The organism is Mastigocoleus sp. MO_188.B34 (assembly GCF_030065675.1).
GTDB lineage: Bacteria > Cyanobacteriota > Cyanobacteriia > Cyanobacteriales > Nostocaceae > Mastigocoleus.
This window is the reverse complement of the sequence record NZ_JASJDK010000086.1, coordinates 18,068-31,248: the sequence shown is the minus strand read 5'-3', so window position 1 is coordinate 31,248 and position 13,181 is coordinate 18,068. Positions and strand designations below refer to the sequence as shown.

8 protein-coding genes and 1 CRISPR repeat array are annotated in these 13,181 nt (G+C 35.0%); of the genes, 2 read left to right on the top strand and 6 right to left on the bottom strand.

Annotation, left to right across the window (positions count from 1 at the left end):
• The 4 genes from QNJ50_RS19110 to QNJ50_RS19095 form a co-directional block, all read right to left on the bottom strand.
• Positions 1–753 (bottom strand): nucleotide sugar dehydrogenase (locus tag QNJ50_RS19110; protein ID WP_300638143.1); only part of this gene is annotated, 753 nt, incomplete at its 3' end.
• 118 nt (positions 754–871) lie between these two features.
• Entirely contained in the window at positions 872–3,031 is a 2,160-nt protein-coding gene (locus QNJ50_RS19105; protein ID WP_300638141.1) for a polysaccharide biosynthesis tyrosine autokinase, read from the bottom strand.
• Positions 3,032–3,984: 953 nt separating this feature from the next.
• The gene (locus QNJ50_RS19100) at positions 3,985–4,698 is read right to left on the bottom strand and encodes a hypothetical protein (RefSeq protein ID WP_300638139.1); all 714 of its coding nucleotides are present in this window, start codon (positions 4,696–4,698) and stop codon (positions 3,985–3,987) included.
• Positions 4,699–4,755: 57 nt separating this feature from the next.
• Positions 4,756–5,892, bottom strand: a complete 1,137-nt coding sequence (locus QNJ50_RS19095) for a hypothetical protein (protein WP_300638137.1) — start codon at positions 5,890–5,892, stop codon at positions 4,756–4,758.
• A gap of 1,540 nt (positions 5,893–7,432) precedes the next feature.
• Here QNJ50_RS19095 and QNJ50_RS19090 point away from each other — a divergent pair.
• Both QNJ50_RS19090 and galE read left to right on the top strand, forming a co-directional pair.
• Entirely contained in the window at positions 7,433–8,863 is a 1,431-nt protein-coding gene (locus tag QNJ50_RS19090; protein WP_300638135.1) for a sugar transferase, read from the top strand.
• Positions 8,860–9,999 carry a UDP-glucose 4-epimerase GalE gene (gene galE, locus QNJ50_RS19085; protein ID WP_300638133.1) on the top strand — a complete coding sequence of 380 codons (1,140 nt, stop codon included), beginning with the start codon at positions 8,860–8,862 and terminating at the stop codon, positions 9,997–9,999. The genes QNJ50_RS19090 and galE overlap by 4 nt, the downstream gene beginning before the upstream one ends.
• A gap of 201 nt (positions 10,000–10,200) precedes the next feature.
• On the opposite strand, the gene QNJ50_RS19080 is transcribed toward galE, so the two are convergent.
• Together QNJ50_RS19080 and tmk are read right to left on the bottom strand one after the other, a co-directional pair.
• Entirely contained in the window at positions 10,201–11,166 is a 966-nt protein-coding gene (locus tag QNJ50_RS19080; protein ID WP_300638131.1) for a DNA polymerase III subunit delta', read from the bottom strand.
• Between the two features lie 335 nt (positions 11,167–11,501).
• A CRISPR array of direct repeats spans positions 11,502–11,975; the repeat unit is 27 nt; unit sequence TACGAATCCCGCTTGCGGGATTGAAAC.
• Between the two features lie 117 nt (positions 11,976–12,092).
• Entirely contained in the window at positions 12,093–12,749 is a 657-nt protein-coding gene (gene tmk / locus QNJ50_RS19075; RefSeq protein ID WP_300638129.1) for a dTMP kinase, read from the bottom strand.
• Between the last annotated feature and the right edge of the window lie 432 nt (positions 12,750–13,181).

The following is a 13,181-nucleotide window of genomic DNA, read 5'->3' as shown; positions in this document are numbered from 1 at the left end:
TGCCAATTCATTTACCAGTGCAATGTTGACTGCTCGGAAAGTATTTTCAAATACCTTAACTAACTCAGCAGCCTGAGCACTATTAACTGGTACGACCTTTTCAATAGTCTGTTCGTAAAATAACTTAGCAATAGCAAGAGAATTGGGGTCAGATGCTCCAACAACTTTACTGGTATTTTTGGTGGTATATCGCTTATTTCCAGGGTCTACTCTTTCCGGTGAGTGAGCAAGAAAAAAATCTTCACCTTGTTTTAAACCACTTTGTTCTAGAACTGGACGTATTACCTCATCAGTTGTCCCTGGGTAAGTTGTTGATTCTAGGCTTACTAGTTGACCTTTTCTTAAACTTTGAGTAATTCTTTTAGTAACATTCTCAATATAAGTTAAATTGGGAGTCAAATTTTTGGTCAGTGGAGTTGGTACGCAAATTACCAATATATCTATTTCTGGAATAACTTCAAATCCGGTAACAGCTTTGAGTTTACCATCTGCTACTACCTGTTTTAGCTCATGATTTTTAACATCACTAATGTAACTATTCGCGCTGTTAACGCGTTCTGTTCTTAAAGGATTTTGTTCTATGCCAATAACATTAAAGCCTACCTTTGCTTTTTCTACTGCAAAGGGTAAACCTACATAACCTAAACCAATAACTCCAATAGTCGCTGTATGATTAATAATCTTTTCTTCTAATTCTTGAAAACTATTAATATTCTTGGTTAGGGATTCGATATTTTCATATGTATACTTCACCTGTTTAATCCATTCCACACTATGTTTACAGTCATTATTTTCTATCTATTAAAGTTTTGTAGGCTTTAAAAGTCATACCTAAGATAATCTTTATCAAGATAATTTTTATAAAACCTATTTATGTAGGTAGTTTGAGACTATCGTTGTTTTTGGCAACTTTTTGCTTATAGTATTGATAGGCGTAGTGGCTACCGTAACTGTCTCCGGAGTTGATATCATTAACCACCATCCCTAAAATATGCTGTCCAGATTGTTCCAATATTCTTTTTGTATTTTTAACAGCACTAGAATCAGATGTCCCAGGACGAACAACAAATAGTATTCCATCAGCCAACTTTCCTAAAAGCTGAGCATCAGGAGCTATTATAGAAGGTGGGCTATCAATAATGATAAAATCATAATCACTTCTAGCTTGCTCAATTAAGGAAGTTATCCGCTGGGAATCTAGTAAAGCAATTGGATTGGGTGGAATTGTTCCAGAAGTCAGAATATCAAGGTTATATAATTTTTGTCTAACGGTTTTTTCCCGTTCTGTCTGACCTACAAGGATATTACTTAATCCTGTGAGATTATGCAAACTCCAAATTTCATGCTGACGGGGACAACGCATATCTGCATCTATTATTAATACGCGTTTTCCTAGTTGAGCTGTAGCTATTCCTAAGTTGCTACTTACAAAAGATTTACCTTCTCCAGGGACTGAACTTGTTACTACAATTACTCCTAAACTTTTATCGGAGGTAGTAAAGTTTAAACTTGCCTGAAGCATCTCAAAGGCATAGCTGCTTGCGCAATAAGGAATTTTGAGTAAAGGTAAGTCTACTTTCTCTTTTTTGTCTAGGGTAGGAACAGTACCTAATAAAGGATAATCTAAAAGTAGCTTGGCTTCTTCCACACTCCTTATAGATTTATCCATTGCTTCTACTAAAAGAGCTATTCCCATACCAAGTATGGTACTTAAAAAACCACCAAGTAAAAGATTCAGAATAATCCGGGGAGAAACTGGTTTTAAAGGAGTTACAGCCTCTGCAAGTATTCTTGCGTTACCAACATTTTGATTCTCTAAGAGTTCTACCTCTTGTAGTCGCTTGAGTAATTGCTCGTATGTTGACCTCGCAATTTGTAATTGTCGCTCTATTTGTAATTGTATTTGTTCGAGTCGCGGTAAAGAACTCAATCTTTGGTGGAATATTGCATATTCTTTTCTGAGTTGTGCTACACGATTTGCTAATCCTAAACGCTCAACCTCTGAGTTTACTAATTTGCTTGTTAAAGTTTGCTTGACTTGTCCTATTTGCAAATCACGTTCTTTGACAGATTGCGATCCTTGTAAATTTCGGAAAACTTGAGTTGCTAACTGCTCTCTTAAAGCAAGAATTTTATTGTATAAATCGATAATATCTGGATGGTTGTCTGTATAACGAGTTCTTGCTGTTGCTAACTGTTTTTGCAAACTCTGATATTCTTCTAAAACTCCTTGAACACCTGTAGAAGTACTCAAACCACTTAAGGCTATTGCTTGTTGAGAGTTAAGTTCTAACTTATTTTGTAAAGCTTTAGAACGAGTATCTATATCCACTAATTGAGCTTGAGTTTTAGTTATTTCATCTGATATTTCCTTTAAACTTTCCACCCCTGCTTTGGATTCTTCATGAAGATTAATAATATTATTACTTTCCTTAAATTTACGTAAGCTAATCTCTGCTTCCAATACTTTCGCTTTCACTTCTGGTAGCTGTTGTAGTAGAAACTCCCTTGCTGCGGTTGCTTCTGCTCTATTACTGCGAATATTATGTTCTAGATAATTTTTCATAATAGAATTAACAACAGCAGCAGCTTCTTGAGGATTAGTACTTTGATAAGAAAGTCTTAAAACATCTGTACCTCGAACACTTTTAACTCTTAACTTTTGGAGAAATTTGTCTACTAATAGGGTTTGATTATCTCGATCTCGTAATTTTAATTCAGCAATAGTTTTTTTAAGAATATTCTGAGAACGAATAACCTCTGCTTCTGTTTCCAAAGGATTACTAGTATTTGTCAAACCACTTAGTTCTCCAAGCTGTTTATCTAGACCAGTTAAAGAAGATGCTCCATTTTGCTTATTAAAGTTGAGTTTTCCTTGAGCTTCATATATTGGTTGTTGTAAAAACGTGATTATTCCGGTAATTCCAAAGACAGAAAAACTTACAATGCTTAGTAAAAACCAACGCCTTTTAAGAATTTGCCAATATTTATGTAAATCAATATAATCTTGGTCTTCTTCTTTGACTAGCATTTGAAATATCTTTTAGGTTAAGCATTTGATTAATTGACTTAAATTGCTTCTCTACTTATGATTTTCTAGAAAAAATCCATAGCAGAATCCAAGAGTCAGGAGTAAAAACTTATTTGGTTTACACGTTATCGCGTAGCGTAAAGCACCCTAGAAATCGCGTGGTTTTCAAACCTGTATGGGCTTCTAGTTGGAATTCATTTTCTTGAAATCAAAGCACTATGAGCATAGCATTTCCGTTAGTGCATACCACTACTATCAATCTTAATCATGTCATCAAAAATAATGTGGTCGACTAGTAGTCTGTCCCATTAATTTTAGGGCTGTAGAGACGTGAAATTTTAACCTAACGGTTACGCAATACCTATAGCTAGAGGCTTCGCCGTCGCCGTAGGCTCTAGCTGCGCTACCTGCGGAGCCACTACCTACGGTTCGGCGCAAGCCGCGTGCAATCCGGTACGCTATCGCTAAGCGCTAACACGTCTCTACAAGGTTTTGTGGACAAACAAACCCGTCATATTTAATGAGACGGACACTACTACTCCACCACATTAATTATGATGGCTGACAAACTCTGAAGAAGCAATATGTTTTCCTCCAGTAACCTTTTACTAGCGCATCGCTACAACTCTTACACTATGCACTTTATCAAATCGATACCTCGCAGTATTTATACTAGTATTTATCATTGATTTATAGTGAATTATCCATCAGTAATAATACTGAAAACGCTAGATATTACTGAAAAATATTTAAGAGACCCAGTTAAACTGCGTCTCTTACTGTATAGATAATGAAGAAAATTACAAATATAAACAGGACTTACGCAAGTGTCACAATTGGTGGTTGGTGCGTGACGCTATAAGTCTGATTCTTACGTTCAGATATTTTCACAGCGTCACACACCCTACAGGAAAAATATGCCAGTTGCGTAAGTCCGAATAAATTCTACCGTATCAATTCACTTTACTTACAGAAACCCTTAATTCCTTGAGAATTTGATTAATTTTTAAGAAATCAGGATTTTTAGATAGATTTTGAAGAGTTGTAAGGTCACTATTTAAAACTATATTATTATAAGCTTTTATAGTAGAATTCAACTGATTAATATCTACATATATCCCTGAGTTTTGATTTGTCAAAAGGTTATTATCTAACAGGTCTTCAGATGTATTTGTAATATTATTCGTAGTCACATTAGGAGTTGATGATTTAAATAATCCTGCTACACTTGTGACAAACTTATTAACTAAATCTCCTGATACACCTGAATTCTGCAGAGAAGAGGTAAATTGTTCGGTTGTAAAATCTACCGTAGATCTTGCAATCATCATCTCAAGAATACTACTTACAGAATTCGGATTATCATCAAAAGCAGATAGATTATTATCAAAAATAACTTTAGCAACTTTATTTAATTGTTGTTGTGCTGATGGTGAAATAATTATGTTTCCATCAGTATCAACAAATAAATTAGTATCTGGTGCTGAAACAGGAACAGTATTACTACTTTCTGGAGTAAAAGTATTTCCAGAGAATGTCGATGAATCAATACTACTCCCATTAATTACCGTTTCACCTGCATTAGTTCTTGTGGCTATAATCCCAGCACAACAACTCATTAATATAGTGAAAATACTAAGATGTAATATATTTCTGAAATTATTCATTATAGATATTTAACTGAGATTAGTTTGATAAAAGTGTATTAACACGGATAGCATTAATTAGAATTGAAAAGCATAACCAGCACTGAAACTGAAGCCAGAAGCATTTTCAACATTATCGGTAATGTCAGTGAGAACTGTACTGAAAACTACTGGAGTATTTTTTAATGGAACAAGAGAACCTCCAAGGTTAAGTCTATTTCCAGTCCAACTACTAGTAAGAGCAAATTGTGGTGTCACACGTAAGCCTAAACTACCAAAGATATTTATAGAGTTTTCTCCGGAATTAATTGCACCCACAGAACGAAAATTTCCACTACCAACTCCTAATGAGACTGTCAAAGGTAAGTTATTTTTGGCGTTATCAGGCTCAAGTTCAAATGATTTAGTCACAACTCCATAAAATGTGTCTTTTGCGTTTGTGGAATCTCCCCATGAAATCGGATCTACCCAACCAACAGCTACTGCTGTACCATCATTAAAATATTTATGAAGCTTAAAACCTACTGTTCCACTATCAGCAAAGTCAAAATTATTTCCTCCTCCCACACTGGTGACATTAAAATTGACTTCTACTCCTACTGACTTAACAGCGTCTCCTAACCCAAACCCTAGAGATAATGAGCCATCAGTACCTCCATCCTCAAAAGGGAAAAAGACACCTCCTCCAATATAAGCCTGACGCCAGTTTGCACCGTAAGCAGTAGGAGTACCACTGCTAGAACCAGGAGCGACTCGTAAATTGCGTTTGATAATTATGGGGTCAATTAAAAGCTCTTTTTGTAATCTGTTAGCTTCTCCTAAAGTATCACCAACTACACCAGAAGAATCTATCTGGGAAATAAGTTTATTTTTTTGAGTTGGAATCTCTATTTCTTTATTTTTATCTTTGGGTTTTATTAATACTAATGGTGATTTTAATTCTCGATTAACTTTGGTTTTTGAAGGTAAAGAGGAAAGATTATTTCTGATAATACCGTTGTATTGATTTTCTCTTTTTTGCAATAATTTTAGTTCTGTCAGATTATTTCTCTTTTCCTCTTTGCATTCATAGTGACAAAAGATAGTTTTTTCCTGTCCAGGATTACCATAAGCTGAATAATTATTACCATAATAATCAAACGTAAATATTCCAGAACTAATAATTATTAAGCTAATTAGCTTACGGCTAAGGGTCTTATAGTTTAGGTTTATCATTGTAAGCGCTACGCTAAAATTAAATCCATGAGCTAGAACTTGATGAGATCAAAATATTGATTATGAAATCACAAACACCTCAATAATTTGAAATTAATTGTTGAGAATTAGCTGGAATAAAATGAAAATAAAATACAATATATTCTCATCTTTTAATCAAATATATAATTGTTTAATTTCTATACTTTTTTACATTCTTTTAAGTTGTTTTACTTCTGCATGTTATGGTCTGAAGCTTTGCTACAATCATTTAAGCATACTTAATTTCAAAACAAAGGTATATACAGGACTTACGCAAGTGTTACAATTGGTGGTTGGTGCGTGAGGCTACAAGTCTGATTCTTATGTTCAGATATTTTCATCGCGTCACACACCCTAGAGGAAAAATATGCCAGTTGCGTAAGTCCCAATATATATGTTTTGTAGAATTTTCAATATATTTTTCTCTTAATAACATAGTCGAATATAATTAATCGGTAAGTTATTTATAAACATATACTAAAGAAATTACTTGGGTGTATATACGTATAATTTAGGGATAATGCTGACTCAATAATTAGGAATTAAGAATTACGTTTGCATAGCGCGTGCAAATTATAAGTTACGAATCATAAGTTACGAATTGCGTAAAACCCTTGATTATATTTATTTAGGAGGCTGGACAAAATAACTTCCCAATAAATAAATTTGGTTCTTCAGGACTGTTAATTAGCCTTAAGTAGGTTAGTAAGAAAAATCATAACTTGTTTGTAATAGCGCTTTAGCGCTAAAGCGCTACTACGAGCAAAATACGAGTATTTTATATTTCTTTACAGAGTTTACTTTTTTCTTACCTACTTACTTAGTCATTGAAAATCTAGGAGAGAAAATTTAGGAGATTATCGCTGCAAGCGCTTTATGATTTCGGTTGCGCAAAAAATGGTGGTGGTTGAGTACATTGATATTGGTTCCCCCGATGTTTGCACAACCGTTTAGAGAGTTTATGTGTCGAGTTTATAGAAATTACCAAAGCTCGAAATTACTAAAAAATATTGGCAATTAGGTGTCAAACTTTAACAGAAGTAATTGGATAGATTACTTTTTTTAGTATAAAAATGCTAATTCAGTATTTTTCCTGATGTCATCCAAAAATTAAAATGTGATAAATAGTAAAAACACATAATTTATATAAAGTTTTCTCGAATGTCAATACTTATCTAATAATCCTGTATTAGACATAAAATTTTTAGTACATTGAGCTAATATTTGTACAGGATTTTGAGATAAATAATCATTCAGCTTGTTTATAGCTAAATATCTATAAAATATATCATTAATTATTGATATTTAGTTAATATAAAAAATGAATCATAGAATAATTTAAGTGTCTTTATGAAAGGTGCAGAACTATCATCAATTTTGACAATAAAATTGTGCAATATAATTTCATGATTAATTATTAGGTTGATTGTTGTATTTATTGTATATTTCTCTACGAATAAAATCTCAATACTGAAGAGATTAAAGAACCTAATTGAACATACTTAAAAACTTTAGATATATGAGTATCACCTATATTGCAAATACTCCACTGCGAGAATCTTATTTTTTTCATATCCACCGCTTCCTTTATTTGATTATTTTTTTAGGTGATATACTGGGATTTTTTATTTACTTAGGAGTATTTTTTTATTTACATATTGAGCAAAATTTTCAGAGTTTCACTCCATTTTTATGTTACTTATTGCCTTGGATATTTATAACTTTTTATCTTGCAGATATATATAATTTTAGAAATAATTTTAATAATTTAATTAGTCTAAAAAAAATAGCTGTTACTTATTTAGTGATCATTTCAAGTGCCTATTTTTTAATGATTATCAGTAATATTGATGACGTAAATTCTTTGCTTGAGCGGAAAATAACCCTATTAAACTTAAGCTTACTTACTGCTTGGACACTTATCTCCCGATGGATTGTGGTGAAATGGGTACGATTACAAGCTCAAAATAGTCGTTGGTTAATATTAGGTATAGATGACAATGCAATTGAATTTTCTCAAAAATTTACCCATTTAAATCCTTATGGAAAGTTAGCTTTCATTACTGATTCTGAAAAAAATGATTCTAAAAAGAATGGTTCTAATTTAGTAAAGTCACAATCTGAATATTTAGGTGATTTAAAAGATTTACCTTTAGTTGAACAACAAAATTGGTCTGGAATTATAGTTGCAAATGATGCAAACCTATCTCAATTAAGTTTAGAACAACTCCTAAAAATGCGTTTACAGGGGAATCGCATTCATCGACTACTAGATTTTTATGAAAACTTATTTGGTAAAGTACCTTCCTCTTTACTAGATAACAATGAACTGTTATTTAGACAAGGCTTTGAAATACTTGCTGGTGGGGTAAATTTAACTGTTAAAAGAATTGTAGATATTATCCTGAGTATTGTTTTGTTCGTGACTTTATCCCCATTGATGTTTTTAGTTGCGATCGCAATCAAATTAGACAGTCCGGGTGGTATTTTTTATTCCCAAATAAGAACGGGATTACACGGTCAAACTTTTAAAGTTTATAAGTTTCGCTCCATGTATCAAGATGCAGAAAAACAAGGTGCGAAATGGGCTGAAGAACGAGATTCTCGGATTACGAATGTAGGACATTGGATTAGACTATTCAGAATTGACGAACTACCACAAATTTGGAATGTCATTCGAGGAGAAATGAGTTTAATCGGTCCTCGTCCAGAAAGACCAGAATTCGACCTTAAACTCAAACAGGTAATTCCTTACTATGAGCTTCGTTATTCTGTGAAGCCAGGAATTACAGGTTGGGCTCAAGTTATGTATCCTTATGGTGCTTCCATTAAAGATGCTGCGGAAAAGTTATCTTATGACCTTTATTACATCAAAAATTACTCTTGGTGGTTAGAGATAAAAATTTTTGTCAAAACTATTCGGGTTGTTCTATTGGGTAAAGGTAGATGAAACAAAAAATTTTGGTTACAGGTGGTGCTGGATATATAGGTTCTCATGTCGTCCGTCAATTGGGTGAAGCTGGTTATGATGTAGTTGTGTATGATAATTGTTCTACAGGTTCCCCCCAATCCGTACTTTATGGCAAATTAATTATTGGCGATTTATCTGATATAGATTACCTCGAGCAAGCATTCAGAGAGAATGAATTTGGTGCTGTTTTGCACTTTGCAGCGAGTTTAACTGTACCTGATTCTGTCAAATATCCACTAGATTATTATGCAAATAATACCCGCAACACCTTAAATCTTCTCAATTGTTGCGATCGAGCAGGTGTTGATAAAATTATTTTTTCTAGTACAGCAGCAGTCTATGGAGAACCAAAAACACTTCCTGTGACTGAATCATCAGCTACTGAACCTATCAATCCCTACGGACGTTCAAAATTATGTAGTGAGTGGTTAATTAAAGACTATGCTCGAGCTTCATCGTTGCGCTATGTAATTCTACGATACTTTAACGTTGCTGGCGCAGAACCAGGAGGAAGGATCGGACAAATATCTCTGAATACAACCCATTTGATTGGTGTCGCTTGTGATGCAGCATTAAAACTAAAACCTGAAGTCAAAATCTTTGGTACTAATTTTCCTACCTTCGATGGTACTGGGATTAGAGATTATATTCACGTCGAAGATTTAGCTAGCGCTCATGTAGATGCTCTACGCTATTTAGAGAAAGGTCACGAAAGTCAAACCCTTAATTGTGGCTATGGGAAAGGTTATAGCGTACGTCAAGTAATTAATAAAGTAAAAGAAATTTCTGGAGTTGATTTTCCGGTAGTTGAAGCAGATTACCGTTGTGGAGATCCTGCTTGTGTCACCAGTTGTGCAGACAAAATTCGTCAAGTCATTGGCTGGGAACCCCAATATAATGATTTGGGTGAAATTATTCACACCACACTATCTTGGAAAAAAAAGTTGATCGGTTTGCAAAGAAATCAGATTCAATACCAAGCTCAAACTCAATATCAAAATTCAATCCAATTTCAACTTCATCAAAACCAAAATCAAAATCAAAATCAAAATATAATAACCCTATTACCTACCCTTTCTAACACAGTAAAAGTGCTTCCGCATTACTGTTCTTGAAAGTTTTTCAAACAAGATTAAACTTCTATACTATATTGATAAGGGTAAATGAAATTCTTCACTCATTTAGATAAATTTATTTTCTATATATCGGAATATCAACCTGGAAGATGGTTCAGTACGTTTTTCTAGTTAAAACTTTTTTCTACGCTTAGAAATCCCCACAACTGCAGGATATCAGTGTCTTTAGACCTGAGAGTGTTAAACTAAAGATAAAAAAGTACATTCCCAAACAAGACGCGGTTGAGCATAACAACGCAAAGCTTTCTTCGCTTTTTCTAGCTCTTGCACGATATTTGCTTGACGTAGATTATTCCAATAAGTTTGCTGTAGGTAGTCAGCTAACCATAACTGGGCTTCGGTATCTAATTCTTTATCTACTTTTTTGGCTAACTCTAGGGCATTACGATAGGTTTTGGGAGGTTGACTAACAATTTGCAGTAACTCGGAAGGGATTGTTTGTAATTGTTGGTAGGAGTTTATCGCTTCACCAGGACTACCAGCAGCAACATTTAATATGGTTGGATGTTGTAAAATTTCTTGATTTCCGGTTTTTTTGAGTACTTCGGACATCCCATCTATATTTAAGCGGACGAAGGGAATCTTTTGACAGCGCGATACTAAAGTTGAAAGAATTGAATCTGGTGAAGGTGCAATTAAAATTAAGGTTGCTTTTCCCGGTTCCTCCAAGGTTTTAAGTAAAGCATTCGCTGCAGCTTCCGCCATAGTTTCAGCTTGTTCTAGTACTACTATATTCCTTGAGGCTTCCAGGGGTGGACGTCCGAGAAACTCGGTAATTGCTCGAATTTGTTCGAGACGAATTGCAGGTGGTGCTTTGCGTTTGAGTCCTTTTTCTGCTGCTTGTGTTGGTGTCAGTAGCTGTCCTTGGTGTTGGTAGGTTGGTTCTACCCACAAAACATCTGGGTGATTACCTTTTTGTAATTTGGTTTGAATAATTTTGATTGCATCAGGTCTAGAAGCTTGTTCTGTCAGGGTATGGGTAAATATCAATTCAATAAAGCCCCTTGCAGCTAAACTTCTTCCTACCCCATCTGCACCCGCAAACAAATAAGCCGGGGCGATTCGGTTTTGCATTACGGCTTGTGTGAGTAATTCAATTGCTTGTGGTTGTCCGATTAAGGAGCTAAATGGGGTGGATGATGTCATCTCACTTCTATTGATGATAAAGGCAGATCATGGAAGACTTTATATAAAGTTGCTGCGCGATCGCATTGTACTTTATTATTTAGATGCTCGACAGAAGGAATTACTTCCAGTATGATATTGGCATTAGCTTGATGTTTGGCAAACCGAAGCGGGGGTCAAAACCCGGGGGGTTCTGCCAAAATCGCCGGAACCTTGATAATTAAATAGTTACAGCGTTTTGGTTGTTGGAGTAAATGATAATTTGTTTCAATAAGGATGGGTGAAATGAGGTCATTTTTGAGGTCTGCCAAAATCAGTTGTGGAATCCTTGCTCTGTAAGGATTTTGGGCGGCGGACTTGAAACGATACGAATCCCGCTTGCGGGATTGAAACATAATTTCTCTTTGAGTGTTGGTAACTCCTTAGTTCTTGAAACGATACGAATCCCGCTTGCGGGATTGAAACCTCGCATAACTGAAAATAGCTGTTGCATTATTTATTTCTTGAAACGATACGAATCCCGCTTGCGGGATTGAAACTTTTCTTCAACTTCAATAACATTTTTTTCTTCTTCCTTGAAACCTTACGAATCCCGCTTGCGGGATTGAAACTCTTTCTGCATGTTCTAGAACGTTACTAAAGTAAGCTTGAAACCTTACGAATCCCGCTTGCGGGATTGAAACTGTTGTTGTTTTTTAGAATCCCATTCTTGGCGTGGTCTTGAAACCTTACGAATCCCGCTTGCGGGATTGAAACCTTTTCCTTATTTTCAGAGTCGTCTTCCATCCAAAAACTTGAAACCTTACGAATCCCGCTTGCGGGATTGAAACATTAAAGATGGAAGCGATCCGCAGGCAGGCAACTACACCTATCGCACTTACAAGCATTATTCTAAGCGAAAGTTTTTGATAACTCACGAATACAGTTCACGGGGGAGACGTAGCATGCTACGTCTCTACAGGGTTTTTATATCCCCAAGCTTCCAACCTTGGATTCAAAATTTCTTGAATTTGTTGTGTTACTTCTTCTCTTGTTAAACTACCATCAACTCTAAATATAATTCCCGGTTTAGACGCAGCTAGCTTACTATATCCCAACTGCACCCGATGGTGAAAATCGATTTTTTCTTGCTCGATGCGATCTGCAATATCTCCACTTCCCCGCTTACGTGCAAAACCCACCTCAACATCCAAATCTAGCCATAAACCTAGATCGGGTTCTAACCCCCCTGTAGCGATCGCATTTAGTTGGTTAATTAAATTCATGTCTAAAGCGCGACCATAACCTTGATAAGCAACAGTTGAATAAGTATAGCGATCACACAAAATAATTTTTCCCGCAGCTAAGTTAGGTCTGAGTTCCTGTTCTACATGCTGCGATCTGTCTGCTGCATATAACAGTAATTCGGTGGTAGATGTAATTGGTTTATCGTCTGACTTCTCTAATAACAATCTACGGATATCTGCACCTAAAACTGTTCCCCCTGGTTCGCGGGTGACTAACACGGGAATACCTAAACTTTGCAACCACTCACAACAAATCTGCATCTGGGTGCTTTTCCCACAACCCTCTACTCCTTCAAAGACAATTAATTTTCCTTGCATGTTGTTGACGCTGTTGAACAACAATATGAATCATATCTCTCCTACGGTTAAGAAATACCGGTACTTGAAGACTTATATTGTCATCTAGTTAAAATAATTATTAACAAATTACTTATAAATATAATCTTTTTTGATAATATTTTCTGTTATTTAGTGCTAATGAGACTTTTGTCACCTTCTCATAACTTCAAATTTTAAATATCTGTTAATAGATCATTAGTAATACAGTTAACTATGGTATGAATTAATTCATAGTTAATAAATAGGAATTATTTTTAACAACATGGTGGTTGTTTTAATCAATCAACCTTACCCTCGCCAAAAAAATCTTTTATCCTCTCTCCTCGGAGAAAATTAAGAGGAGTTGGGGAGAGTAGGAGAAGGTTTCTTCCTGCGATCTGTGAATAAGCTGTTTTTGGGTTAGTCCTTGTC